2 protein-coding genes and 2 pseudogenes are annotated in these 1,447 nt (G+C 43.3%); all 4 read left to right on the top strand.

Translation table 11 applies throughout. The features are described 5' to 3' along the window. Positions 1 to 47: 47 nt before the first annotated feature. The 4 genes and pseudogenes from FC652_RS19800 to FC652_RS20890 all read left to right on the top strand — a co-directional run bounded on the left by FC652_RS19800 (position 48) and on the right by FC652_RS20890 (position 1,365). Positions 48 to 545: a DUF2867 domain-containing protein gene (locus FC652_RS19800; protein WP_176299869.1), complete on the top strand. Its 498-nt coding sequence runs from the start codon at positions 48 to 50 to the stop codon at positions 543 to 545. A 136-nt stretch (positions 546 to 681) separates the two neighbouring features. Continuing rightward, the gene (locus FC652_RS19790) at positions 682 to 1,035 is read left to right on the top strand and encodes a glyoxalase/bleomycin resistance/dioxygenase family protein (RefSeq protein WP_176299867.1); all 354 of its coding nucleotides are present in this window, start codon (positions 682 to 684) and stop codon (positions 1,033 to 1,035) included. Further along, positions 1,019 to 1,142: pseudogene (locus FC652_RS20490) on the top strand (DUF3265 domain-containing protein). The gene FC652_RS19790 and the pseudogene FC652_RS20490 overlap by 17 nt, the downstream one beginning before the upstream one ends. Before the next feature lie 37 nt (positions 1,143 to 1,179). Beyond that, a pseudogene (locus tag FC652_RS20890) lies at positions 1,180 to 1,365 on the top strand (hypothetical protein). Positions 1,366 to 1,447 lie beyond the last annotated feature (82 nt).

Below are 1,447 nucleotides of genomic sequence, written 5' to 3'. Positions count from 1 at the left end.
GCGGCACTCACCCCTTAACGCAGCGTTATGCCTTTTAGGAGAAACACATGACTATCCCAAAGCATTCAAAGCTTTATGGTTATACGCAAGGCTCTTATTTTGCTGACAGTTTTTCTCGTGAGATCCCATACACGAATCAGACAGCTTTTGATGTTTATCTTGAAATCGCCAAGCAAACACCGCGCTGGGTTTCTTTCTTAATGGAAATGAGAAACCGTATTGTATCTATGTTCGGCCTGAAGCATTTAGGTCGATTTCAGGATGCGACTTTTGAGGCCGGTGTTAATGACGTCAAAGTGGGCGAACGGATAGGTATCTTCACGCTCGTAAGTAACGAAGAGCATGAAATTGTTCTGGAGGACAGCGATAAGCATCTCGATGTGAGAGTGTCGTTTCTGCTGGGCGTAAAAGGTGACAAAGTCACTGTTCATGCGACAACTGTAGTGCATGTCCACAACTTGTTTGGCAAAGCTTACATGCTTGTCGTAGCACCGATCCATAAAGTTATTGTCCCAAACTCATTGAAAACTTTGGCACAGGCATAACAAAGCGTTAAAGCGGGACTTGGCACGCGTGGCATTTTCAATTTGCGTTGGGTTTAGTGGTTAAGTTGTCATGCGGTCACTTTTGTATTGCGTGCCTGCGCCCCTTAACGCGGCGTTATGTGGTTGGAGAGAAATTATGAATCCATCAGCGGTTCTTGTTCATGTCCCAGATGTAGCGAAAGGACTTGAATGGTACAAGAAAGCTTTTCCAGAAGCCGTTCCGGTTTACCATCCTGACTTTGATTTCACAGTGCTTGATCTAAATGGCTTCTCACTAGAAATAGTCCAAGCAGACAAAAAAGTTGGTGCTGGTAAAAGTGGTACAGTTGTTTACTGGTCAGTAGATAATTTATGTGTTGCTCTGGCTCATTTTGAAGAACTAGGTGCGTGTCTTTATCGTGGACCAATGGAAATTGAAGATGGGCTTTCAATGTGCCAAGTTGAGGACCCATTTGGAAACTTAATAGGACTACGTGGGAAAACCACATAACAAATTGTTCAAGAGGGATTCGCAACGCGTGGCATTTTTACTATGCGTTGGTTTTAGTGTTTAAGGCGGTATGCGGCGGCATCGGCATTGCGTTGCTCACCCCTTAACAAGGCGTTATGCTTAATCATTTCAAAACAGTGGTTTATGGCTTTTCTATGTTCCCTCGGCTGGTTAGTTTTGAGTTTGTCCGCAAGTTAGCTTCAGTGGGCGCTGTTTTCTGGACACTTATTCTTTGGTGCTAAAAATTCTGAGAGTTGCCTCAGTCAATTTTCGGGCAAGCGTGAGGTTAGGGCGGTTGGCTCAATCAGAAATTTGATCTTAGTTTTTTGAGTTTTGACTGCCAAAGTTCAAAGTCTGATTTTCAAAATTATGAGTCATTTCTGTTTTCTACGTTTTGGTTTTTGTTTGTGAA

It is taken from the genome of Vibrio sp. 05-20-BW147 (assembly GCF_013369385.1).
In the GTDB taxonomy this organism is placed as follows: Bacteria; Pseudomonadota; Gammaproteobacteria; order Enterobacterales; family Vibrionaceae; genus Vibrio; species Vibrio floridensis.
This window is presented reverse-complemented; position numbering and strand designations above follow the sequence as displayed.